Origin of the sequence: Thioalkalivibrio sp. XN8 (genome assembly GCF_011058255.1) — a bacterium.
Taxonomy (GTDB): Bacteria; Pseudomonadota; Gammaproteobacteria; order Steroidobacterales; family XN24; genus XN24.
Genome location: NZ_JAALFH010000052.1, coordinates 122,487 through 145,863, shown reverse-complemented (window position 1 = coordinate 145,863; position 23,377 = coordinate 122,487). Strand labels below are relative to the sequence as shown.

The 23,377-nt window shown below is 68.5% G+C and carries 22 protein-coding genes; 11 read left to right on the top strand and 11 right to left on the bottom strand.

The genetic code is table 11. The features are described 5' to 3' along the window. Nucleotides 1-3: 3 nt before the first annotated feature. Together G6N75_RS06775 and G6N75_RS06770 are read right to left on the bottom strand one after the other, a co-directional pair. A complete protein-coding gene (locus tag G6N75_RS06775; RefSeq protein WP_165347594.1) occupies nucleotides 4-492 on the bottom strand; it encodes a DUF6644 family protein in 489 nt (162 codons plus the stop codon). A 24-nt stretch (nucleotides 493-516) separates the two neighbouring features. Continuing rightward, on the bottom strand, nucleotides 517-888 hold the full coding sequence (locus G6N75_RS06770) for a hypothetical protein (protein WP_165347593.1): 372 nt from the start codon (nucleotides 886-888) through the stop codon (nucleotides 517-519). A 141-nt stretch (nucleotides 889-1,029) separates the two neighbouring features. Between G6N75_RS06770 and G6N75_RS06765 the strand changes: the two genes are divergently transcribed. After that, complete coding sequence (locus G6N75_RS06765; RefSeq protein ID WP_165347592.1) at nucleotides 1,030-1,824, top strand: hypothetical protein; 795 nt, start codon at nucleotides 1,030-1,032, stop codon at nucleotides 1,822-1,824. 128 nt (nucleotides 1,825-1,952) lie between these two features. On the opposite strand, the gene G6N75_RS06760 is transcribed toward G6N75_RS06765, so the two are convergent. Further along, nucleotides 1,953-3,341 carry a S8 family serine peptidase gene (locus G6N75_RS06760; protein ID WP_165347591.1) on the bottom strand — a complete coding sequence of 463 codons (1,389 nt, stop codon included), beginning with the start codon at nucleotides 3,339-3,341 and terminating at the stop codon, nucleotides 1,953-1,955. Nucleotides 3,342-3,518: 177 nt separating this feature from the next. Further along, entirely contained in the window at nucleotides 3,519-3,881 is a 363-nt protein-coding gene (locus G6N75_RS15295) for a hypothetical protein (protein ID WP_240900985.1), read from the bottom strand. Between the two features lie 41 nt (nucleotides 3,882-3,922). On the opposite strand from G6N75_RS15295, the gene G6N75_RS15290 reads away from it, so the two are divergent. The 3 genes from G6N75_RS15290 to G6N75_RS06740 all read left to right on the top strand — a co-directional run bounded on the left by G6N75_RS15290 (nucleotide 3,923) and on the right by G6N75_RS06740 (nucleotide 5,964). Further along, nucleotides 3,923-4,420 carry a hypothetical protein gene (locus G6N75_RS15290; RefSeq protein ID WP_240900984.1) on the top strand — a complete coding sequence of 166 codons (498 nt, stop codon included), beginning with the start codon at nucleotides 3,923-3,925 and terminating at the stop codon, nucleotides 4,418-4,420. 84 nt (nucleotides 4,421-4,504) lie between these two features. Next, entirely contained in the window at nucleotides 4,505-4,849 is a 345-nt protein-coding gene (locus tag G6N75_RS06745) for a hypothetical protein (protein ID WP_165347588.1), read from the top strand. 38 nt (nucleotides 4,850-4,887) lie between these two features. Next, nucleotides 4,888-5,964, top strand: a complete 1,077-nt coding sequence (locus G6N75_RS06740) for an NAD/NADP octopine/nopaline dehydrogenase family protein (protein ID WP_165347587.1) — start codon at nucleotides 4,888-4,890, stop codon at nucleotides 5,962-5,964. Between the two features lie 25 nt (nucleotides 5,965-5,989). On the opposite strand, the gene dbpA is transcribed toward G6N75_RS06740, so the two are convergent. The 5 genes from dbpA to G6N75_RS06715 all read right to left on the bottom strand — a co-directional run bounded on the left by dbpA (nucleotide 5,990) and on the right by G6N75_RS06715 (nucleotide 12,131). Further along, nucleotides 5,990-7,363, bottom strand: a complete 1,374-nt coding sequence (dbpA, locus tag G6N75_RS06735) for an ATP-dependent RNA helicase DbpA (protein WP_165347586.1) — start codon at nucleotides 7,361-7,363, stop codon at nucleotides 5,990-5,992. Between the two features lie 29 nt (nucleotides 7,364-7,392). Continuing rightward, on the bottom strand, nucleotides 7,393-7,959 hold the full coding sequence (locus G6N75_RS06730; RefSeq protein WP_165347585.1) for a hypothetical protein: 567 nt from the start codon (nucleotides 7,957-7,959) through the stop codon (nucleotides 7,393-7,395). After that, a complete protein-coding gene (locus G6N75_RS06725) occupies nucleotides 7,956-9,329 on the bottom strand; it encodes a MipA/OmpV family protein (protein ID WP_165347584.1) in 1,374 nt (457 codons plus the stop codon). Before G6N75_RS06725 ends, G6N75_RS06730 begins: the two co-directional genes overlap by 4 nt. A gap of 81 nt (nucleotides 9,330-9,410) precedes the next feature. Continuing rightward, on the bottom strand, nucleotides 9,411-9,908 hold the full coding sequence (locus tag G6N75_RS06720) for a hypothetical protein (protein ID WP_165347583.1): 498 nt from the start codon (nucleotides 9,906-9,908) through the stop codon (nucleotides 9,411-9,413). Nucleotides 9,909-9,941: 33 nt separating this feature from the next. Next, nucleotides 9,942-12,131, bottom strand: coding sequence for a tetratricopeptide repeat protein (locus G6N75_RS06715; RefSeq protein ID WP_346765502.1), 2,190 nt, complete (start codon nucleotides 12,129-12,131; stop codon nucleotides 9,942-9,944). Nucleotides 12,132-12,354: 223 nt separating this feature from the next. Between G6N75_RS06715 and G6N75_RS06710 the strand changes: the two genes are divergently transcribed. Then, a complete protein-coding gene (locus G6N75_RS06710) occupies nucleotides 12,355-14,133 on the top strand; it encodes a TIR domain-containing protein (protein WP_165347581.1) in 1,779 nt (592 codons plus the stop codon). A 51-nt stretch (nucleotides 14,134-14,184) separates the two neighbouring features. On the opposite strand, the gene G6N75_RS06705 is transcribed toward G6N75_RS06710, so the two are convergent. Continuing rightward, a complete protein-coding gene (locus tag G6N75_RS06705) occupies nucleotides 14,185-14,802 on the bottom strand; it encodes a glutathione S-transferase family protein (RefSeq protein ID WP_165347580.1) in 618 nt (205 codons plus the stop codon). A 117-nt stretch (nucleotides 14,803-14,919) separates the two neighbouring features. On the opposite strand from G6N75_RS06705, the gene G6N75_RS06700 reads away from it, so the two are divergent. From G6N75_RS06700 to G6N75_RS06675, 6 genes are all read left to right on the top strand, one after another. Continuing rightward, entirely contained in the window at nucleotides 14,920-15,384 is a 465-nt protein-coding gene (locus G6N75_RS06700; protein WP_165347579.1) for a nucleotidyl transferase AbiEii/AbiGii toxin family protein, read from the top strand. Beyond that, nucleotides 15,381-15,632: a CopG family antitoxin gene (locus G6N75_RS06695; protein ID WP_165347578.1), complete on the top strand. Its 252-nt coding sequence runs from the start codon at nucleotides 15,381-15,383 to the stop codon at nucleotides 15,630-15,632. Before G6N75_RS06700 ends, G6N75_RS06695 begins: the two co-directional genes overlap by 4 nt. Before the next feature lie 149 nt (nucleotides 15,633-15,781). Then, nucleotides 15,782-17,815, top strand: coding sequence for an alkyl sulfatase dimerization domain-containing protein (locus G6N75_RS06690; RefSeq protein WP_165347577.1), 2,034 nt, complete (start codon nucleotides 15,782-15,784; stop codon nucleotides 17,813-17,815). 21 nt (nucleotides 17,816-17,836) lie between these two features. Beyond that, nucleotides 17,837-19,267: a coniferyl aldehyde dehydrogenase gene (locus G6N75_RS06685; RefSeq protein ID WP_206202978.1), complete on the top strand. Its 1,431-nt coding sequence runs from the start codon at nucleotides 17,837-17,839 to the stop codon at nucleotides 19,265-19,267. Between the two features lie 133 nt (nucleotides 19,268-19,400). Beyond that, nucleotides 19,401-21,179, top strand: coding sequence for a TIR domain-containing protein (locus G6N75_RS15550; RefSeq protein ID WP_165347576.1), 1,779 nt, complete (start codon nucleotides 19,401-19,403; stop codon nucleotides 21,177-21,179). 46 nt (nucleotides 21,180-21,225) lie between these two features. After that, complete coding sequence (locus G6N75_RS06675) at nucleotides 21,226-22,365, top strand: hypothetical protein (protein WP_165347575.1); 1,140 nt, start codon at nucleotides 21,226-21,228, stop codon at nucleotides 22,363-22,365. A 1-nt stretch (nucleotide 22,366) separates the two neighbouring features. On the opposite strand, the gene G6N75_RS06670 is transcribed toward G6N75_RS06675, so the two are convergent. Next, nucleotides 22,367-23,377, bottom strand: coding sequence for an L-threonylcarbamoyladenylate synthase (locus G6N75_RS06670; RefSeq protein WP_165347574.1), 1,011 nt, complete (start codon nucleotides 23,375-23,377; stop codon nucleotides 22,367-22,369).

The following is a 23,377-nucleotide window of genomic DNA, read 5'->3' as shown; positions in this document are numbered from 1 at the left end:
GACTTACCAGTAGCCGATCATCCGGCCGCAGCTGATCACGGTCAGCCAGATCAGCAGGGAAAGACCGCCGAAGACCGCGAGCGTCCTTGCATCGCCGGGTTCGGCCGGCAGCCCCGCCGCGGCCCGCCGCCAGGCCGCCAGGCGCTGGATGATCGCGACATTCACCAGGCCGACCACGATGACCGGCAGCTTGACGTACAAGAACGGGTTGCCGTGGTATTCGGTGGTATTGAACGACAGCATCATGACGCCGCTGACTGCGGCCAGCACGAAGCCGAGCGCGGCCAGCGGCACCGTGGGCCGGATCAGGCTGGCGGCGGGGATCGAGGGCCAGAGACCCAGCAGTTTCAGGTCCAGCAACAGCACCGCCCCGAACAGGCTGCTGATGCCGATGATGTGGGCCAGGTTGAGCAGGCCGTAGGTCCAGATGCCCAGGCCGCGCAGGAACTCGGCCAGCGCCGAGGTCTCCAGCCACGCCATCAACTCGAGCATGGGCAACGCCCCGGGAGGCCGGCGTTACTCGGGCGGATAGACGTCGAACACCTGGTCTTGCCAGACCACGCGCCGGACCTTGGCCTCGAAAACCTCCGGATCCTCGTTGCGCTCACCGAACACCGTCACTTCGGCGCCGACCGGAATGATGTTCTCGCGCAGGCCGGCCCGATGGGTGCGCGGCCCCGGCGCCAGCGTGATGTCCCAGATGTTCCCGTCCGCATCCTTGATCTGCATGGTGCCGTGCGCACCGGCCAGGGTGACACCGGTCACGACCGTGCCCGTCACTTCGACCTCGCCGGCGCTGTTGCCCGCCCAGCCATGATGCGCGAGTACGGGCATTGCGGTCGCGGCCAGCACCAGGAGGAGAAATCCTTGCAGCAGGGGGCGTTTCATCGGCGTTCCAGCTCAGATTGGGGAAAGTGGCCCTGATCCTACCAACAATTCCGACCAGGTGACATGCATCCCGGCCAGTCAAAAAAGGTCTGGTGCTGCTGGTATCCTTGCGCCAAGGCCCCTGCCGAGGCTCCCAGCCCCATGCCGACTACCCATCGTTCCTTCACGTCCTGCACGGTCGCCCTGCTCGCGTTCCTGGGCTGGAGTTTCCCGCTGCCCGCAGCCGCTGCCGCTGCCGGCGGAGACGACGCGGACTCCGCCAGTCCCGGCGCCCTCGTGCTCGAAACCGGGCCGGTCTGGTTTTCACGTAACGACGTGCGCATCCCCGGCGACACGGGCACCCGGTTCGACATGCTCGACCTCATCGGCAACGGGCCGGATGCCTTCGTCCGGCTGGAGGGCACCTGGGACTTCAACGAGCGTCACGGGATACGCGTCCTGGTCGCGCCCCTCGAGGTCTCCGGCACGGGCAACCTGCCGCAGGAGACCCGGTTCGCCGGCGAGACGTTCGCAGCCGGTCCGACCCGGGGCACCTACAAGTTCAATACCTACCGGGTCACGTATCGATACACCTTCCATGACCAGGGTCCCTGGCGCTGGCGGGTCGGCGGGACGGTGCTGGTGCGGGACGCGAACATCGACCTGCGACAGGGCTCGCTCCAGGCCAATGACGACGATCTGGGCTTCGTTCCGGTGCTGTACCTGCACGGGGAGTACGCCCTGGGCGACCGCTGGCGGCTGGCGCTGGACTTCGACGGCCTGGCGGGCGGGCCCGGCCGCGCTTTCGACGTGGCGCTGAAGGCCACTTACGAGCTCGGTTCCGGCTGGCGGGTCGGCGGCGGCTACCGGCTGCTGGAAGGCGGCAGCGATACCGACGACGTCTACAATTTCGCCTGGCTGCACTACGCCGTCGCCAGCCTGGAGTACCGCTTCTAGCGGCCAGGAAGCCAGGCGCCAGCGCCGCCTCACCGAGAAGACCATCGCCACCCTGCAGCAACAAAACGGGGGGCAGGCTGGTCCGCCCGCCCCCCGTCATCAGAGTCGCGACTCACACCAGGGTGCGGTCACTCCAGGCCAAGAGTCCGGGAGACGTTGATCCTGCCCTTGCCGTAGAACTTGTCGGTGCCACGCTGCCCGAGGTCGTCTGCACCCTGCTGGATGGCAGACTTCACGCGACCGGGCCGGCGCCCCACATCCTCCACCACCAGGGCAGCCAGGCCGGAGACATGCGGCGTCGCCATGGAGGTGCCGAAGACGCCCACGACGAAAGTGGGGCTCGTCCGGCAGACCGATATCAGCAGGCTGGTGGTGCTACATGCGGCCCAGACCCGTCCGCCCGTGTTACCGCCGGGGGCCGCCACGGTGATCGAAGAGCGGCCGAAGTTCGTGTACACGGCGGGCGCATCCACGTTCGTCCAGGGACCGTTCACGGAATCCGCGTCAGTAGGGCCGGTAGCAGACACACAAATAACGCCCGGCGCATCACAGTAGCTGGCGAAGATGTTGCCATTGCGATCCAGGTCGGTCGCCGCATTACCGGCAGCCACCACCATCGTCGCCCCGTTGCTGCGCGCGTAATTGTAGACCTTGTTGATGAACCCGACGAAGCGGCCGTTGCCGGCCTTCGGGAAGCCGCCGCCGAGGCTCAGGTTGACCACGTCGGCGCCGTTGTCCACGGCATGGAGAATGCCCGAGATCACCGCCGCGAAAGAGCAGGAGAAATCGGTGAAGGTGCAGACCTTCACGCCCATAAGGGTGGGCTTCGACGTCACGCCGGCTGCCACGATGCCATTCGATACCGCAGTGGCCGCGACATGGGTGCCGTGGAAGTGGAGGTCGGCGATCAGTGCGCGGCCGGGGAAGAGGTTCTCGGTAAAGAAGTCATCGATCCCCACAAAAGACACCGAGCGAGAGAGATCCACGCGCCCCTGTAGGTCCAGGTGCTCGTAGTCGATGCCAGTGTCGAGGATCGCCACGGTCACATCGGACGAGCCAGTCCGGCCCGCGGCCCAGGCCGGTTCGGCGGAAATCGCCTGCAGATGCCACTGGCGCGGGTAGAAGAACGCCGCTGCCGGGTCATCCGGGCTGAACACCTGGGAAGACGCCAGGGCCTCGGACTCGATACTCGTGTCGCCGGCAAACCACTCGTCGGCCTGGACGTCGGTCACGCCCCGGACGACCGACAGGTTGGCGGCCGCCTCGTCGCTGAGACCGCGGACAAAGACAATCCCGAGATCGTGTTGAAATACCACTTCCCCGCCGGCGCCCTCGATGGCCGTCAGCAGCTGCCTGTTGGGGGCCCCCCGGGTCATGACCAGGTGCTGGGGACTCGGCTCGAAGTTCATCAGGTCGACCTGGGCCTGTGCCGGGCTGCCGACGCCTGTCCCGGCGATCAGCAGCGCGGCCAAAGCCCCGACTGCACCACTTTTCGATACAGCAAGCTGCAAGCTCATTAGAGATTCTCCTCCGGTTTTTGTTGGCTGTTTCTTAGCCGGTAACTCCCCAGGCGGCCGACTCCCGATTGACCGCACGACAGGGGTTGCCGGAGCATAAATAGCACCGCGGTCCGAGTCCAATGCCGGAGTGATTTATCTTGGCGAAAGGTTATTGAACTTAAGCGCAACACGAGTTTAAGCCGCTTCAAGACCGGGGACCGCCATGAACAACGAGACGTCCTGCGCGCATCTCGTCGCGCGCTGTACAGCATCTGCTCGATTTCCAAGCTGTTCACCAGCGTGGCGCTGATGCAGCAACGAGACGCCGGCAAGCTGCGGCTCGATCACCCGGTCGCGCAGCAGACGCTGTACCCGGCCGCACCCCATTTCCGTTACTCCAACCTCGGGCTGAGCCTGGCCGGCGAAATTGTGGTGGCCACCTGCGGCCAGACCTTTGATGCTTACATGCGTGAGCACCTGCTCGACCCGCTCGGCATGAGCGACACTTCTACCGACATCCCGGTCGAACTGCGCGTTGGCCGAATGGCTATCGGCCATACGGCGCTGAAGCGTGATGGACAGCGAGCGGGGACGAACTGGTGCGCGCCTCCACCTTGCGCGAGATGCAGTGCGTGCACTGGGTCGATCCCGACTGGGAGACGACCTGGGCCCTGGGTTTCAGCGTCGGGCGTGAAGGGGAGCGCACGCTCGCGCGTCACGGCGGCGGTTGTCCCGGCTACTTCACCGGGTTCCGGCTCGAGCCGAGAACCAGGTGCGGCACTATCGTGCTGACCAACAGCATCGGCTCGGAGCCGGGTTTCTACGCCGCCAAGGCCTTCGACCTCGTTGCACCCGCGATCGACACAGCCCGCAAGGCACTGGGCGAGGCGCCCGCCCGCAACACGGATTGGGATCGTTACACGGGCGTCTACGACAACATCCGGGGCCAGGTGGCGATCGTGCCATGGCAAGACGGCCTGGCAATGCTCGAGCTGGGGAGCCGCGACCCGGCGAATGACATGGTGCGCCTGGAGCATGTCGGCGAGCACACTTTCCGCCGCGCAGCGGTTCAAGCGGCACGGCATCTGGATGGATAAGGTACGCTGAGCGCCGGAGACAGGATTTCCATTGCCAGGTCGGCGGGTCCCGCCGTCCATCAACTATTCCGGGGGATATCGACGATGCCCAAACCGACCCTAGTATTCGCCGCGCTGCTGATCGCCCTCGGAGTCGGCGCGTTTTTCTTCTCCGGCAGCCGCACCGCGCTGCTGCCGGCCTACGTCGGCCTCGCGCTCGCGATTCTCGGCGGCCTCGCGCTGGCCTTCGAGGGCGGACGGCGCCACCTGATGCACGTCGCCGCGGTCGTCGCGCTGCTCGGGGCGCTGGCCCCGGCCGCGACACTCGGCATCCGGGCGGCGCAGATGAGCCCGCTCGCGCTGACGGTCAACCTCGGCATGCTCCTGCTCTGCGGCGGGCTGCTCGTACTCATGGTACGGTCGTTCATCGCTGCGCGCCGGGCGGCCTGACGCCCGGCGGCCCTACGGATACCAGCGACGAGGTAGTCATGCGAATCACCGTACTTGGGGCAGGCGCGGGCGGCACGGCGGTCGCGTTCGACTGCGCGGCGCACGGGCACGAGGTCCGGCTGTTCGACTTCGAGCAGTTTCCGGCCAACATCGCGGCGATCGCCGCGCAGGGCGGCATCCATGCCGAGGGGGACATCGCCGGCTTCGGCGCCATCGCCTATTCGGGTCACGACATCGACGCGGCGCTGCGTGGCGCCGAGCTGGTTTACGTGGTGGGCCCGGCCTACAGCACCGAGCCCTTCGGCGCCGCGGTCGCCGGCAAGCTGCAAGCCGGCCAGACGGTCATCGTCAGCCCGAGTTCCTGCGGCGGCGCCCTCGCCTTCAAGCGCGCTGCCGGGCTGGACCTGCAGGATGAATCCGTCCGCGTCGCAGAAACCTCGACCCTGCACTACGCCGTCCGGGTCACCGCGCCGGGCCGGATCCGGGTGTTCCTCAAGCTCAAGGCAGGCAACCTGCTGGCCGCGCTCCCCGGCGCGCACACGGGCGCCATCCTCGAACTCATCCGCGACGTTTACCCGGGCATGGAGCCGGCGCAGAGCGTCCTGCAAACCAGCCTGCAGAATGCCAACCCGATCATTCACCCGGCGGTGACCCTGAGCAACGCCGCCCGCATCGAGACCACCGGCGGGAACTTCCTGTTCTACGAGGACGGTGTCAGCGACTCGGTCGGGCGCCTGATCGAAGCGCTCGACCAGGAGCGCATTGCGATCGGCCGGAAGCTGGGCCTTGCCATCCTGCCGGATCCCGAGATGGGCATGCGCCAGGGTTACATGCTGGAAGCCAACTACGGCTCCGGCTATCGCAAGGCGCCCGGCTTCCGGGGCATCGGCGCCCAGCCGCGCCTCGATCATCGCTACCTCAACGAAGACGTCGGCTACGGCCTGGTGTTCATGTCCGAGCTGGGCCAGCAGCTCGGCGTGCCGACCCCGGGGATCGACGCCGTCATCCAGGTCGCCTCGATCGTGATGGCGCGCGATTACCGGGCCGCAGCCCTGCGCACACCGGCGACCCTCGGCATCGCGGACTGCTCGGCCCAGGAGCTCGCGGCACTGTGAGCGCGAAGCTCGCGCATAGCGTGCCCTAGAGCCCGTAAATCCGAAAATTCCGCCCCTTGATGTGGCCCCGGCGCAGCGCGGCCAGCGCGCGGCCGGCCTGGTCGCGCCTTACGGCGACGTAGGCCCGTCGCGGGAAGATATCAATCTTGCCGATGGCGTCCGCGTCGAGCCCGGCCTCGCCGGTGAGCGCGCCGAGAATGTCGCCGGGGCGCAACTTGTCGCTGCGCCCGGCCTCGATGCGCAGGGTGCTCATCGCCGCCCGGGGCACGTCCTTGCCGTCTACGTGGACCGGCTTCGCCACGCGCCACTGCAAGGTCATGCCATGGTGGCCCTCCAGCTGCAGCGCGCGGTGCATTTCCCGCGGCGTCACCAGGCTCAGCGCCAGGCCGGTACTGCCGGCGCGTGCGGTGCGGCCGATGCGATGCAGGTACACATCCGGGTCGGCGGGCACCTCGTAGTTCACCACGCAGGCCAGCTCCTTCACGTCGAGGCCGCGCGCAGCCACGTCGCTCGCCACCAGCACCCGCAGGCTGCGGTTGGCGAAGCGCACCAGCACTTCGTCGCGCTCGCGCTGGTCGAGATCTCCGTGCAGGGCGGCGCAGCTGAACCCCATCGCCTGCAGCGCCTGGGTCACGGCATCGACATCCCGCTTGGTGTTGCAGAACACCACCGTAGATTCCGGTCGATGCTGCAGCAGCAGTCCCGCGAGCACCGCCGGCTTGTCCGCCAGCGCCGCCTCGTGGAACCACTGCTCGATGTCCGGCTGGCTGGCCGCGCTCTCCACCGCGACTTCCAGCGGGTCCTGCAAGGCGCTGCGCCCGATGGCGCGAATGGCCTCGGGCCAGGTGGCCGAGAACAGCAGGGTCTGACGCCGGCGCGGCAGCTGGCCGAGGATCTCCTGCAGGGCCTGCTCGAAGCCCATGTCGAGCATCCGGTCGGCCTCGTCCAGCACCAGCGCCGTGATGCCGCGCGGATCGAGCGCGCGCCGGCGGAGCATGTCCTGCACCCGGCCGGGCGTGCCGACCACGATATGCGGGGCGTGGGTCAGCGACGCCAGCTGCGGGCCCAGCGGCACGCCGCCCGTGAGCAGGGTGAGCTTCACGTTGGGAATGCCCATCGCCAGGCGCCGCAGCTCCCGCGCGACCTGGTCGGCCAGCTCGCGGGTCGGGCACAGCACCAGCGACTGGGTGCGAATGCGGGCCGGGTCGAGCCGCTGCAGCAGGCCAAGGCCGAAGGCCGCCGTCTTGCCGCTGCCGGTCGGCGCCTTGGCAATGAGATCGCGCCCGGCGAGGATGGCGGGCAGCGTCTGCGCCTGGATCGGCGTCGGCGCGGTGTAGCCAATCGCATCGATGGCCTGCCGCAGGGCGGGGATGAGCGGCAGGTCGGTGAAGGAGTTCATGCGCCATGATCGCATGGCGGCCGGCGTGGCTAGGGGCTGGGCGCGGCAGGGGTGAACCGGTAGCGCACGCCGCCGGCCGCCAGTTCGAGCATGAGGCCGGCGCGGGAGAGGCTGAAAATCGCCACGTCGCCGATGAAACCCGGGTCCGCCGAGACGCCGGCGCGGCCGGCCTGCACCGACGCCCGGCCCTGGAATTCCAGCCGGCCGGACCATCGCCCGAGGTTGCCGCTCTCCGTGAACTCCTCCATCGCCTCGCAGGTGCGGAAGAAGATCAGCTGGCGGAAAGACTGGGCGCCGGCCTGGAAGCCTAGGGTGAGTGCACTCTGCGACACCTCGCCCAGCACCCCGTCATCCGTGAGCAGCAGGCCACGCCCGCGCCCGCCGCCGAGGGCCAGGCCGACCCGCACCACGCGCGGGAACACCGCGATCCCGCAGGCCTCATCGAAAAAGCGCTGCAGTTCCGGCTGCTGCTCCAGGGCCACCCGCATGGTGTCGGCCACCGCGACCTGCAGGGCAACGTCCGGGTCCGGCTGCCAGTCGATGGCCGGCGCCGTACCGGCCCACAACAGTGCCGCCAGCAGCAATACGCTCCTCATCGCATGCACTCCAGGTGCAGGGTCACCCAGTCCGAGCCGCCCGAGACGTTGCCGAGGATGTCGGAGGTGCCGAAGATGCCGGAGCGGTGGACCACGGTGACCCCCGTGAAGCAGTTGCGCAGCGGCTTCCAGCGGATGAACTGGTCGATCGGCACGTCCGCCTGGAATTCCAGGTAGTTCAGGAACCGGGCGTAGTTCTCGTCGCGGGAACTCTGCTTGATGACCTCGACGGTGGGCACGCGCTCCGCGTAGGAGACGCCGAAGCCGAAGCCGTAGCGGAACGCGAGCCGGTCCGACCATGGCAGGTAACCCTTGCCCATGGCCATGATGTAGGCGGTGTAGTTCCAGAAGTCCGGCTGGTTGTCGCGCTCGAAATGGCGGAACAGCGCCAGCTTGCCGTAGAAATCGACCCGCGGCCCGCCGCTCAGCAGCCTGCCGACCGTCAGGCCGCCGATAGGGGTCGTGGTGCGCGAGCTGCCCTTCCAGTCGCCGACCATCAGGTAGGGAAAGATGTTTTCCTCGGCCAGCCAGCCGGCGTTGACCCGGAACGACCACTCGCCGGCGCGATCGTAGGGCACCTGGTCCTGCTTGCGCACGCTGCCGAACAAGTAGCCGGAGCCGATGAAGGCCTCGACCTGCTGGCGCTCGTCCACCAGCGGGCTGCGATGAATGCTCTTGTCGTAGGACGTGAAGCCGACGTTGCCGAACACGAATACGCGGTCGGTCACCTGGTACCAGGTGTTCAGGCCGTAGGTGAAATTGCGCGCGCTGCCGGGGTCGTACGCCGGCAGGCCCGGGCCGGACTCCTCGGCGCTGACGCCGAAGTAGTAGCCGGCCAGGTCGCGGTCCTGCCAGCTGGAGGTGATGAAGGGCGACAGCTTCAGGTCGCCCCGCTCGAAACGGTAGCGGTAGGTAAGGTTGAACTCCTCGCCGTCGTGGCGGCCGAGCGTGTCCGCGAGCCACTCGGCCTGCAGCTGGCCCCACCCGCCCCGGACCTGCGCCGACACGCCGCCGTCCAGGGTCTGGTCGCGATCCTCCAGGTTCGCCAGCCGCGGATCGTCGCCGGCTTCGATGCGCTGGAAGCGATAGCGCCCCAGGACGCCGAAGCGCAACCAGTCGTTACGAAACAGGTGCGCGCCGAACTCGGTGCCGTGCGCGTAGAGGTAACGCCCCTCGTAGAGGTACAGCGGCACGAGGTCCACGACGTCGAGGTCGCCGATCGTAGGGTTGTTCGACAGGCGCAGCCCGCCGCCCAGGGCCGGCGTGCCCTCGGGCGCGTAGATGATCGGGATGGTGTGGACGTCCGTGGCCAGGGCCGGGGCGGCCGCCAGCAGCAGCGCTAAGGCTGCGGCCAGCCGAAAGGAGCGCATGCTGCTCGACACCTCCGCAGTATAGCCAAGCATCGCAGTGACCTGGACGGTTAGTGCTGCCGCTACGCCGGTCCCTGTGTCTTAGCGGTCGATGATGATGTAGGGATCGAGCACCGGCCGCTCGGCTTCGCCCTCGTTGACGATATCGAACTTGCAGCCCGGCGGGTCGAAGCACTTGTGCGCCTCGTCCTCGCGGATGAACAGCGTGGTCCTGCCGGACGGATTCAGCCGCACCTCGGTGATCGGCTTGGCGTTGGCGCCGCGATTCTCGACGAAGGGGGTGTAGGGCTGACCCTCTTCCCCGGGCCCTGCCTTTTGGAACACCAGCGTGGTCGCCGCCTTGTCGGGCCGGCCGCGCCGGTCAGTCACCGTCACCTGCAGGGCGGCGCCGCGAACCGCGATGACGACCTGCTGGCCGTCGGGAATGCTCGGCGGTGCCGCCGCATCCGCGGGCAGCTCGATGTCGATGCCGCAGCGCGGCGGACATCTTTGTTCCGCCGCGGCGGGCGCCGCCGCCATCCCGGCCATGGCGAGCAGGCCCGCGGCCGCCATCATTTGTTTCGTCACGTTGCTGCGCATGTTCGTCTCCCTCGGTGTGGTCTAAGGTCCTGTTTAGTTGTCATCGAGCAGGGCCCGGAACTCGGGCAGGTCCGCCAGCGGCGCGAGGCGTTCGTCGGCGCTCAGCAGCCAGGCCGGCAACCCGGCAGCCCTGGCGGCGGCCAGGTGTTCGACTGCGCCCGCCCGGTCGCCGAGGAACAGGGAGGCCATGCCGATCTCGCGAGTGGCCTCCAGCGGCAGGTCCTCGACCTGCAGCAGGGAATCCATTAGCTCGCGGGCTTCCGCGTCCCGGCCGAGCCGCGCCAGGTAGCCGACCACGCGGCCGCGCGCCGGATGATCGCCCGTGTTCACGTCCAGCCGGTCCTGCGCCAGCCGGAGGGCCTCTTCGAAGTACGGTTTGGCGTCGCCCGGATCCCGGGCCGCCTGCATCAGCATCGCCTCGGCGACATAGCCCTGGAAACGGTCGTCCGCGGGGCTGAGCCTGGCCGCCTGCAGGAACATCTCCTCGGCCTGGGCAAACTCGCCGGTGTAGAAATACATGGTGCCGGCGTTCGAATAGGCGTACATCTGCTCCGGGTCGCGGCGGATGGATTCGCGGAAGGCGTCGCCGGCCCGCAGGAACTCGCCCTGCAGCCAGTAGACCCCGCCCAGGCTGTAGTAGGGCGCGGGACTGTCCGGGCTCAGCCGGATGGCGCGCCGGAAATTGTCGGCGGCCGGCTCGAGCTGGCCCTGCTCGACCAGCGTGGCGCCGAGATCCCAGTAGTAGCGCCAGAAGGCGGGATCCAGCTCGATGGCCCGGCGCTGTAACCGGACCGCCTCCTCCAGGTCGCCCATGGCGCGGAGGGTGTTGGCGAAGCCCGAGTTCACCTCCGGGTCGTTGGGGCTGAGTTCCAGCGCCTCCCGGAACAGGGTCATGGAGTATTCGTTGTCGCCGATGCCGCGGTACAGGTTGCCCAGCGCGACCATCAGCTCGGCCGAGGAGTCCGACCCCACCCGGGCGTAGGCATCGACACAGGCTGCGATGGCCTCGTCGGCGAGCGCCCGCTCCCGGCTGAGCGAATACAGCTCCCAGCGCGCGGTACAGATGCCCGCCAGGGCCGCGCCCATCTGCGGATCCCGCGCCAGCGCGCTTTCGAAGTAACTGATCGCCTGTTCGAGGCCGGCGGCGGTCCCCCCGCGGCGCAGCTGGTCCCGGCCGCGCAGGTAGTCTTCATAGGCCACCTCGTCGCGGGTCGGGATCGGGACCAGCGTCTCGCTGCCCAGCAGCTGGATCTTGAGCGCATCGGCGATCTTGACGGAGATCGTTTCCTGCACCAGGAAGATGTCCTGCATGCTGGCGTCGAAAGTCTCGCTCCAGAGCGGGCGACCGGAGCTGCCCTCGAGCAGCCGCGCGCTGATCTTGAGCTGGTCGCCCGCCTTGCGGACGCTGCCCTCGAGCAGGTTCGTCACCTGCAACGCGCTGGCGACCTCCGGCACGCTCGGTCCGGCCTCCCGGAAAGCGAAGGAAGCGGTGCGGGACGCCACGGTCAGTCCCGGAATCCTGGCAAGGCTGTCCATCAGCGCTTCGGAGAGCCCGTCGCTGAAATAGGCGTTGTCGCCCTCGGGGCTGAGATCGACGAAAGGCATCACGGCAATCGAGGGATCGGCGGCGACGGCCGCCTCCACAGCAGGCGTCTCGGCGCCATTGCCGGGCGTCTGCGCGGGGCCGGAGACGGGTTGCGGCGCGTAGTTCCTCACCAGCACCGCGCCGATCGCCAGCGCCAGCACGGCGACCAGCGCCATGCCCACCCGGCGCCGCAGCGGGGATCCGGTCGCCGCGGCTCGCGGCCGGGGCGGCCGGGCCGCGGGTCCGGCGGCCGGCGGGTCGCCCAGCTTGGCCGCCAGCACCCGGCGGATGCGCTGGAAGCTCTCGCTGCCGGCGTCTCCGTCCCAGTCGTCCAGGTCGATGGTGTGCACGGCGCGGAAGTCGATCGGCAGCTTGGCCTGGTCGAAGCGCACGGGGACCAGCACCCCCCGGTCCGACGCGTCCCGGGCTTCGCCGCGCACCCAGCGGGAGCCCACGGAATTGGGCGTCCAGACGACGACCACCGAGCGAGCGCGCTCGAGGGCGTCGGAGATCAGCGCATCGAATTCTTCGCCGGGCGAGATCTCGGGATCCCACCAGACCGACCAGCCCTCCGCCTCCAGCGCTGCGACCAGTGGCGCGACGCGCGCGTAGTCGAGACGGGCATACGAAACGAACACGTCAACCAAGCCAATCCCCCCGCGGACCAGGCGAATCCTGCCGCCCCCTCGCGGTCCCGCCTGCGCACACTAGCATATGCACCTTGCACCTGGGATGTCCTCGCCGCCCGAAGTATCGAAAAGGGTGTGGGAGCCGCGCCTGCCCCGGTATGGAGCATCGGATCAATGCGGTATCCTTACTATTTCCGGGCTGCGGGGCCGGTATTGCGAGGGTCTGACCTGCATGGCTGATGTGTTCGTGTCTTACGCTCGCGCCGACCGGGATCGGGTGGCGCCGCTGGTGGCGGCGATCGTGGCCAAGGGCTGGTCGGTCTGGTGGGATCCCGAGATCACGCCGGGCCAGGAATTCGACGACCAGATCGACGCCGAGATCGATGCGGCCAAGGCGGTGATGGTGGTCTGGACCCCGACCTCGGTGGCCTCGCGCTGGGTGCGCGGCGAAGCCCGCGAGGCGGCGGATCGCGGCATCCTGGTGCCGGTGCGCTTCGACAACGCCCGCCTGCCCATGGACGTGCGCGCCATCCATACCACGGACCTCGACGACTGGGCCGGAGATCCCGCCAGCCCGCCGGCGCGGGAGTTCCTGCATGCCCTGGGGGCGATGATCGCGCGGGCGCCGACCAGGGCCGTCAGCGCCGCGCCCGGCGCGACCCCGGAGTCCGACAAGCCCGGGCCGCTGTTCAGCATCTGCGTGCTGCCGTTCACGAACATGAGCGGCGACTCGGAGCAGGAATACTTCAGCGACGGCATCACCGAGGACGTGATCACCGACCTCAGCAAGGTATCGGCGCTGGCGATCATTTCGCGCAACAGCGCGTTCCGCTACAAGGGCACGCACGTCGACATCCCCAGGGTCGCGAGCGAGCTGAAAGTCAGCCACGTGCTGGAAGGCAGCGTGCGCAAGGCCGGCGGCCGCGTGCGCATCAGCGCGCAGCTGGTGGACGCCAGGACCAACAACCATATCTGGGCCGAGCGCTACGATCGCGACACCAGCGACATCTTCGCGCTGCAGGACGAGATTTCCGAGGCCATCGTCAAGGCGCTCCGGCTCACGCTGCTGCCCAAGGAAAAGAAAGCCATCGAGCGGCGCGGCACGGACAACGCCGAGGCCCACAACCTTTACCTGATGGCCCGGCAGACGCATGTCACCGGACAGGAGGCCGATGCCCGGTCGGCGGAGGCCATCGTTCGCCTGTGCACCCGCACCGTCGAGATCGATCCCAACTACGCGCAAGCCTGGGCGCTGATGGCCATCGGCCACTTGCAACTTCGCGACGCCCGGCAGGGCTATGCCGACGAGGGCATGATGGCGGCAGAGCGGGCCTTGGCGCTCGATCCCGACCTCGCCGAGGCCCATGCCGTGAAGGCGCAACTCCTGCTGTCCGACGGTGATGCCGAGGCGGCCGCCAAGGAGGTCGCCATCGCGTTCAAGCTCAATCCCGAGTCCTACGAGGTGAACCGCTCGGCCGGGCGGCTCAACTACCAGCTGCGCCGTTACGAAGAAGCCGTGGGGTTCTTCGAGAAAGCCGCGGGGCTGATGGAAGCGGATCTCAACTCGGCTTCCATGCTGGTCAGTGCCTATACAGCACTGGGCGACGAGGCCGGCATGCGACGCGCGGCCGAGCTGGCGCTCCAGCGCGCGGAAAAAGTGCTGGCGCATGACCAGAACAATTCCATGGTGGCGGGTTACAGCGCCTATGCCCTCGCCGCGCTCGGCCAGGGGGAACGGGCCAAGGCCCGCATGGAACGTGCGCTCCTGATCGATCCGGAGAATTTCAACATGCGCTACAACTTCGGTTGCGCGCTGTGCACCTATCTGGCGGACAAGGACGCGGCGCTGGACATGCTGGCCCCGGTCTTCGCGTGCATCACGGAAAGTTTCCTGCCCTATGCCAAGGCCGATCCGGACCTGGAACTGCTGCGTGACGAGCCGCGTTTTCAGGCCATGATTGCCGACGCGGAGACCCGCCTGGCCGGTGAGGCCGGGCCGCCGGCAGCCTGATCCCCACCCGGCTGCAGCGGTTCCACAGGCCCGGGCTGATTGCGTCCCGCGTCAGGCGCCGTCCCCCGGGACGTCGTCGAGCCCCTGGGCCCGGCGGTAGCCGTCCCGGTCGCTGATCCTGGCCCAGTAGGCCGTGAACGCCGGGCGCTTCTCGATGGTGCCGAACTGCAGCCCCCAGCCGACCTGCGAGCCGCAGTACACGTCCGCCGCGCTGAACGCGTCACCCGCGATGTACTCGCTGGCGGTCACCGCCTGCTCGACCACGTCCATCATCGTCTCGAAGGCGCCGTAGCCGGCCATGGCGCGCTTGTCCGCCGGGACTTCGACGCCGAGCGCCCGGTTGATGATGGCGGCTTCGAGCGGACCAGAGAAGAAGAACAGCCAGCGGTAATAAGCGGCGCGATTCTCAGGCGGTGGCGCCAGGCCGGCGTCCGGGAAGGCGTCGGCGAGGTAGGCGCAGATGGCGGCGCACTCGGTGATGACGGCCGTGCCGTGCCGGATCGCCGGCACTTTGCCGAGCGGGTTGATCGCGAGGTAATCGGCCGCCTTCATGGTCGTGCCGTAGTCGAGGATTTCCGTCCGGTAAGGGGCACCGACCTCCTCCAGCATCCAGCGGACGATGCGGCCGCGCGACATCGGGTTGGTGTAGAAAACCAGTTCTTCGGGCATGACAGGGTTTCTCGCAAGCCCGCGGTATTCGGGCGACACCAAGAATAGGCCATGCGCCGGCTGCCCGCCCATGACCCTCAACTTCCCCCCAGGTATATACCGGGATATACTGCCCTCATGACTTTCCTCTCCAGGGTTTGCCGGGCGCTCGATGATGCCGGCGTGCGCTACGCGGTGGTCGGGGGCTATGCCGTCGCCCTGCACGGCGCGGTGCGCGGCACGGTGGACATCGATTTCGTGCTGCGGTGGACCCTGCGCGATCTCGAGGCCGCCGAGGCCGCGCTGGGCAGCCTCGGTCTGGTGTCGCGGCTCCCGGTCACGGCCGGCGACGTCTTCCGGTTCCGCGACGAGTACCTCCGGAACCGCAACCTCATCGCCTGGAATTTCTACCATCCGCAGGACCTCAGCGAGCAGGTGGACATCGTCATCAGCGAAGACCTCAAGGGCAAGCGGAGGGTCCGCATGGAGACGCTCGCCGGCCCGGTACAGGTGCTGAGCCGCAAGGACCTGGTGGCAATGAAACGGGCGAGCGGCCGGCCCCAGGACCTGGCCGACGTCGAGGCGCTGGAGAAACTCGGATGAGGCCGGTGCAGCACTTCACCGACGAGTACCTGGGGCGGTGCCGGGGGATGACCGCCGACCAGGTGATCCGCTTTCTCGAGGACTTCCGCAAGCTCAACGCGCAGCGCCCGGCGCGCTCGAAGCTGATCAGCCTGAAGGTGCCCGAAGACCTGCTCGAGGCGTTCCGCCGGCGGGCAGAGCTGGCCGGCATGCCCTACCAGTCCCAGATCAAGCAGCTCATGCGGGAGTGGGTGCTGGCAGGTCGGTAGGCGCCGGTCGCGACATGGCGGCTGTATCGCGGATCCATGTCCATGCCTGAAACGCATCGCCCTATGACGTCCTATGTATTGGACGTATGCGCCGGCAGGCCTTTAGGGTGCGTCGATACCCTTTCCGAATTCAGCCCGAGCACCTTCACATGACGACACTGACCCCCGGCCCTGTAAGCCGTGTCGCGCCGCTGCTCCTGCTGCTTGTCTGCGGCAGCGCGGTGAGCGTCGAGCACTTCCATCCCGGCGGCAAGCCGCCCTCGGTGACCACCATCGAGTACCACGCCGCCATGCGCGCGAGCCTGCCGTTCGAGGACGAGCGGGACTTCGAGGAGTCTCGCCGCGGCTTCATCGCGGCGCCGGCCGAGCGGCAGATCCTCAACGACGCCGGCGGGATCGCCTGGGACATGGGCAGCTACGAGTGGCTGATGGGCGGCGAGGACTTCGCCAGCATTCATCCCTCGCTGCAGCGCCAGGCCATCCTGAACATGGCCTACGGCCTGTTCGAGGTGGTGCCCGGCAGGATCTACCAGGTGCGCGGCTTCGACCTGGCCAACATCAGCTTCATCAAGGGCGACACCGGCTGGATCGTCTTCGACACGCTCACCACCAAGGAAACCGCGGCCGCGGCGCTGGCCCTGGTGAACGAGCACCTGGGCGAGTTCCCCGTGGTCGCCGTGGTCTATTCCCATTCCCACGCCGATCACTTCGGCGGCGTCCGCGGCGTGGTCGACGAGGCCGACGTGCGCAGCGGCAAGGTGCCCGTCATTGCCCCGGCCGGCTTCCTGCACGAGGCGATCGCGGAGAACGTCTACGCCGGCAACGCCATGACGCGGCGGCTGTTCTACCAGTACGGGGTGCTGCTGCCGCGCCACCCGGCGGGCCACGTCGACCAGGCCATCGGCAAGAACATCGCCGTCGGCAACGTCGGCCTGATCGCGCCGACCCGGGTCATCGAGGCGGACTTCGAGGAGTTGACCATCGACGGCGTGCGGATGGTGTTCCAGAACACGCCCGGCACCGAGGCGCCGGCCGAGATGAACACCTGGTTCCCGGACTGGAAGGTGTTCTGGGCCGCGGAGAACATCTCCGCCACGATCCACAACATCTACACCCTGCGCGGCGCGCTGGTGCGCGACCCGCTGGAGTGGTCGCGGCAGATCAACGCCGCGCTCTATCATTTCGGGCGCGAGGCCGAGGTGATGTTCTCGGCGCACTCCTGGCCGCGCTGGGGCAACGAGCGGATCCAGGAGGTGCTGCGCACCCAGCGGGACGCCTATGCCCACCTGAACAACAAGGTCCTCAACCTCGCCAACCAGGGCGTCACCATCAACGAGATCCACAACGTCTACCGCCTGCCCGAGAGCCTGCAATCCGAGTGGACGGCGCGCAGCTACCATGGCTCCGAGGGCCACAACAGCCGGGCGGTGGTGAATCGCTACCTGGGCTACTGGGACGCCAATCCGGCGACCCTCCTGCCGCTGTCGCCGCGCGACGCGGCGCCCCTCTACGTGGAGATGATGGGCGGCCCGGACGCGATCATGGCCAAGGGGCGCGAGCTCTACGCCGCCGGCCGGTACCGTCATGCCCAGGAGATCCTCAACAAGCTGGTGTTCGCCCGCCCCGACCTGCAGCCGGCGCGGGACCTGCTGGCCGATACCTGGGAACAGCTCGGCTACCAGCAGGAGAGCACGAGCGTGCGCAACAGCTTCCTGGCCGGCGCCCTCGAGCTGCGCTCCGGCATCCCCGAGGGCGTGACCCCTACGAGCTACGGCCCCGACCTGGTACGCGCGATGAGCACCGGCTTGTGGCTCGACTACCTCGCCGTCCGGGTCAACAGCGACAAGGCGGGAGACGCCCGCAGCGTCATCAACATCGTCACGCCGGACAACGGCGAGCAGTTCGTGGTGGAGCTGAGCCACGGCACGCTCACCAGCATCGAGGGCTTTCGCCGCGACGATGCCGACCTGACGCTGACCATCGACCGGCAGGACCTCGAACCCGTCATGATGCGCCAGGCGACGATCGCGGACCAGGTTGCGGCCGGCAAGGCGAGGCTGGAGGGCGATGCGCAGCATCTCGCGCGGCTCTTCGGCATGCTGGACACCTTCAACATCGATTTCCAGATCCTGCCCGGCACGGGGGGCACCGTGCCGCCGCAGCCGCGCGAGACCGGGTTCTAGGCCGCGCACCGGAGCGACCTCATGAACGCCACCATCGACAAGATGCATGCCGTGCTGGCTGCCCAGCGCGCGGCTTTCGCGCAGCATCCCTGGCCGTCGGCGGCGGAGCGCAAGGGGAAGCTGAAGGCTCTCAAGCGCGCGATCCGCGCCTGGCAGGGCCGCGTCATCGAGGCGGTGAACGCCGACTTCGGCAACCGGTCGACCACGGAAACCCGGCTGCTGGAGCTGCTCGGGCCGACGCTCGCGGCGTCCCACGCGATGCACAAGCTGAAGCGCTGGATGCGGCCGCACCGCCGCACTACCGAGCTGCTGTTCGTGACCAACTCGGCCTGGGTCGAGTACCAGCCCAAGGGCGTGGTGGGCATCATCGTGCCCTGGAACATGCCGGGCTATCTCTCGCTCGGGCCGCTGGTGGCCGCGCTGGCCGCCGGCAACCGCGCCATGATCAAGATGTCCGAGCTCTCGCCGCGTACCACGGAGGTGCTGGCGCAGATGCTGGCGACTATCTATCCCGAGGACGAAGTGGCGGTTTTCGGCGGGGAAGTCGAAGAGGCGCGCGCGTTCAGCGCCCTCCCCTTCGACCACCTGATTTTCACCGGCTCGCCGGAGGTGGGGCGCCATGTCATGCGGGCGGCCGCCGAGCACCTGGTGCCGGTGACGCTGGAGCTGGGCGGCAAGTCACCCGCCATCATCGGCCCCGAGGCCGACCTGGCCGACGCCGCGCGGCGCATCGCCCACGGCAAGGCCTTTTCCGCCGGCCAGGTCTGCGTGGCGCCGGACTACGCGCTGGTGCCGCGCGCGAAGGCGGCCGAGTTCGCCGATGCCGTGGCGGCGGAATTCGGCCGCATGTACCCGGCGGTCCAGGGCAACCCGGACTACACCAGCATCATCAGCGCGCACCATGCCGAGCGGATTCGGAAGCTGGTCGCCGACGCGGAGGCCAAGGGGGCGGAAACGCGCGTCGTCGGGGAGCACGGGCCCGGCCGCCAGCTGCCGCTGGTCATCGTGCTTGGGGTGCACGATGAAATGGACCTGGCCCGGGAGGAGATTTTCGGCCCGGTGCTCGCCCTCGTCGCCTACGACACGCTCGAGGAAGCCATCACTTATGTCACCGAGCGGCCCCGGCCGCTGGCGCTGTATACCTTCGGCCTCGACCAGCCCGCCCTCGAGCAGGTGCGCCGGCGGACGCACTCCGGCGGCATGGCCATGAACGACTGGGGCTGGCATGCCTTCCAGCACGACCTGCCCTTCGGCGGCATCGGCAATTCCGGCATGGGTTCCTACCATGGCGAGGAAGGCTTCCGGGCGCTGTCGCACCCGAGGGCCGTGTTCCGTCGCCACCGCTTCTTTCCGACCCAGCTCCTGTACCCGCCCTACGGGTCCTGGTTGCAGCGCATCACGCTGAAGCTGTTCCTGGGCGAAATCCGGGACGGCGGCGGGTCCGCGCGCTGACGACCGGCTCCCCGGCCATTCGACCGCGTCCTTCTCAGCGCCGGGGCATTCAGCTAGTCTTGGCGGCTCAGGCCGACGTGGATCGCGGGGATGGCCCCGTGAAACCATCGGGCCGACACAGGCAGGCGATGCGGTGAGAGAAGCGGCGGACGTATTCATCAGCTATTCCCGGGAGGACCAGGACAAGGTCACTGCCCTGGCGGAGAAGCTGCGCGCGTCGGGGGTGGCGGTCTGGATGGACGTCGGCGGCATCGACGCGGCGACCATGTGGAGCGAGGAGATCGTCAACGCGCTGGACGGCGCCAAGGTGCTCCTGCTCATGGTCACGCCCTCCGCGGTCAACTCGCACAACGTGGCCAAGGAAGTCATCCTGACCAGCGAGCGCAAGGGCCACATCCTGCCGGTGCACCTCGAGCCGACCCAGATCCCGGCCGGCCTCAAGTACCAGCTCGCGGGCATCCAGCATATCGAGTATTTCCAGGGCGACCCGGAAGAGAACGTGCGCGTCATCGTGCGTTCGCTGGAGCGCATCGGGGTCGCCGTCAAGCAGGCCGCGCCGGCGGCCCGGGCCGAAGCGCCGAGCGTGCAGGCAGTGGCCCCGTCCCCGCCCGAGGCCGACCACGCCATCGAGCCCGGCGCGCTGGCGGTGCTGCCCTTCCACAACATCAGCCCGGACGAAGAGACCGACTATTTCAGCGACGGCCTGACGGAAGAGCTCATCGCGCGCCTGTCGCTGGTCAGCGAGATCGACCTCATCTCGCGCTGGGCCTCGACGCAGTACAAGGACACGAAGCAGGACATCCGGGCCATCGGCAAGGAGCTCGGCGCGCGCTATGTCGTGGGCGGCAGTGTGCGGCGCTTCCGGGAATCCGTGCGCATTACCGTGCAGCTGGTGGACGCCGCGACCAACCGGCAGCTGTGGGGCAACACCTACAAGGGCATGCTGGACGACATCTTCGACATCCAGGAGCAGGTGGCGAAGCAGATCGTCGAGGCGCTGAAGCTGCGGCTCAGCTTCGCCGAAGAGGTCTCGCTGACCAAGCGCCAGACCGTCAACGCGAACGCCTACGACCTGTACCTGCGGGGCCAGGACTACCTGTATCGGCTCACCAAGCGCAGCGTCGAGTACGCCATCCAGCTGTTCGAAAAGGCGATCGAGCTGGACCCGCGCTACGCCGCCGCCTATGCCGCCTGTTCCAGCGCCTACGGCCAGATGTACCAGTATTTCTCGCGCAAGGAGGAGTACCGGACCAAGGCCCAGGAGCTCAGCTTCAAGGCGCTGATGTACGACAACAACCTGCCCGAGGCCTACACCGCCATGGGCCTCTCGTATTTCAGCTGGGGCAAGTTCGACGAGGCGGCGGAATCGGGCCGCAAGGCCATCGAGCTCAACCCCGATGACTTCATCGCCCACTGGATCCTCAGCAGGATCCACCTGACCCTGGGCAACGCCAAGGAAGCGGCCGAACTGTGCCGGCGGGTGATCGAGCTGAAGCCGCGTTTCTACGTCGCCTACAAGGACCTGCGCATGGCGCTGCAGGTCATGGGTGAAATGGAGGAGGCAGACGCCCTGGCCATCAAGCTGGCCGACGACGTGTTGCCGACGTATCTGCTGCAGAACCCCGATGACTCCCGGGCCCGGATGTTCTACGCCATTTCACTGGTCGAGCTGGGCCGGCGCGACGACGCGATCGAGGAGGGCTCCACCGCGCTGGAAATGAGCCCCGGCGACTCGGTGATGCTGTACAACGGCGCCTGCCTGTATGCCCAGCTCGGCGAAATCCGGAAGGCCGTGGACGCGCTGCGCCAGGCCATCGCCGGCGGCACCGACATCCCGGGCTGGACCAAGAACGACCCCGACCTCGATCCGCTGCGCGAGGATCCCGAGTTTATTGCGTTGACGGGTGGTTAAGTGCGCAACGCATATTCCCCCAGGCGGGTTTGCCGATAATCCGTTCATGCCTGGAAGGCGTTTCAGGCTGCTGACATGGCTCGCTGTGGGAGGCCTGCTGCAGGGCTGTGGCGGCGGCTCGAATCCGGCGCCCCTGCCGCCGCCCGCAACCGACACCAGGACCTACGAGCTCGGTTTCACCCCCTGGCCCTATGCCGCGACCCCGGACGCCGTCAATTTCGTCTACGCGGAGATCGCTGCGCGGGGCGACTTCATTGCCCACCATCTGGATGCCGGCATTCCATGGCAGGAAGCCCTCGATGGGATCCCGTATCCGGCGGCAGTCGAGGATGAAATCCGGACGCGGCTGGACCGGACTCCCGCCGGCATGCGCAGCTACCTGGCGCTGAGCCCCCTGAACGGCGCCCGGGACGGGCTGGCGGGTTACTGGGGCGACGCGACCAACCAGCCGCTGCCGCCGCCATGGGATACGCGCTCGCTGGACGACCCCGCCGTGATCACCGCCTACACCAACTTCGCCGCGGACCTGGTCCGGCGCTTCACCCCCGAGTATTTCAACCTCGGCATCGAGGTCAGCGAACTCGCGTTGAACGACATCGCCGCCTTCGACAGCCTGGTGGCTTTCACGGCCGCCGTGGCCGGCACGTTGCGCGCCGAGTTCCCGGATGTCCAGCTCATGGCGAGCGTTGGTCTCAAGTCGCCGGATTCGCCCGCGGCAGCGACCCTGCGCGCCGCACTGCCCGATTTGCTCGAGCACGTCGACGTCGTCGGCATCAGCGTCTATCCCTTCGTGTTCTTCGACCATGAGAATCGGGGCGACCCGGCCAGCCTCCCGCCCGACTGGCTGTCCCAGGTCACGGCCCTGGCCGGGGGCAAGCCGGTCGCCATCGCCGAGACCGGCTGGCCGGCGGAGCGGCTCACGATCCCGGCCTTCGGCGTCGACATTGCGAGCGACGCCGCCAGGCAGGACGCCTACCTCGGACGGCTCTTCGCCGCGGCTGCGTCGCTGGACGCGCAGTTCATCGTGTGGTTCTTCCTCGTGGACTACGACTCGCTGTGGAACGACCCGCTGCAACAGGATCCAATCGCGCGGATCTGGCGCGACACCGGCCTGTACGACGAAAACCTGAATCCGCGCCCGGCCCTGGATACCTGGACAACCGAGCTCGACCGCCCGCTCGAGTAGCTCATGCGGGCCCGGGTGCCGGCCGGTCGCGATGCGCAGCGCGACTGAGGCGGTCCCGCACCGCCAGCCACTCGGGCGCCGGCGGCGGCGCTTCCACCAGGATCAGTTCGTGGCCGACTGCGTCGAGCCGGCGCAGCGTGGCGTACAGCAGCTGGCCGTACTCCGCAGCAGCGGCCGGCATCTCGGTCACCGCGGCGCCGGCCACCCCGGCAGCGGCGATGGCCTCGGGGCTGTGCGCGAGCACCGCGACGTGCGTGCCCGCCGCGCTCGAAGCGGCAAGGCGCTTCGGGAGTTCGCTCGCCGCGACCAGCTCCAGCGGCGTGGCCGGCGCATAGTGTGAGGCGAGCCGGCCGGGCGCGCGCAGCGCCTGTGGCGGCGGGACGACCGGGCGGCCGAGCACCGCCTCGATTTCGGCCACGGTGACGCGGCCGGGGCGCAGCAGCGCCGGCTCGTCGTCGATGAGGCTGAGGATGGTGGACTCGAGCCCGACCCTGCAGGGACCGGCGTCGAGAATCATGTCCACGTCGCCGCCGAGCTCCGCCAGCACATGCTGGGCGGTGGTCGGCGAGACTCGGCCGAAGCGGTTGGCGGACGGCGCGGCCAGCGGCCCCGCCAGGGCGATCAGCTCGCGCGCCACCGGCTGCGCCGGCACCCTGAGCGCCACCGAGTCCTGGCCCCCGGTGACCTCGTCGGGCACCTGCGGCTGGCGCAGCAGTACCAGGGTGAGCGGCCCGGGCCAGAAGCGCTCGGCCAGCCGCCAGGCCGAGTCCGGGATCTCGCGCGCCCACTCCGGCAGGGCCTCGGCCGAGGCCAGGTGGACGATGAGCGGGTGGTTTGCCGGCCGGCCCTTGATGGCGAATACCCGCCGCACCGCGGCCGGGTTCATCGCCACCGCGCCGAGCCCGTAGACCGTCTCGGTCGGGATCGCCACCACCCCGCCGTCCCGCAGCAGCTGTGCCGCCGCAGCAATGGCGGCGGGCGACACCGGCACGGGCGCAGTAGTGGCCTTCAT